This is a genomic window from Pontimicrobium sp. MEBiC06410, assembly GCF_053601615.1.
The window spans coordinates 1-359 of sequence record NZ_JBSHNT010000039.1; the positions used below are offsets into that span (position 1 = coordinate 1).

Below are 359 nucleotides of genomic sequence, written 5' to 3' on the forward strand. Positions count from 1 at the left end.
AACATGGACATTAACAGATAGCTGTGGTAACACTGCGCCAGAACAAATACAAACCATCACGGTGTCTGATAATATCGCACCAACATTTACTGCACCTGCAGATATTGAGATATTTACAGATGCATCATGTAACTACGATGCCGGAGTAAACATTACAGGAGATGTTACAGACGAAGCAGATAACTGTTCTACAACGCTAAACGCAACCTACACAGACACTGTAGTCGCTGGAACTTGCGAAGGATCATTTATTATCACCAGAACATGGACATTAACAGATAGCTGTGGTAATACTGCGCCAGAACAAACACAAACCATTACCGTTTCCGATAATATTGCACCAACATTTACTGCACCTG

The 359-nt window shown here is 41.5% G+C and carries 1 pseudogene; it reads left to right on the plus strand.

The annotated features are described in order from the left end of the window. Positions 1-359: pseudogene (locus ACVC08_RS00240) on the plus strand (hypothetical protein); the annotation flags it as partial.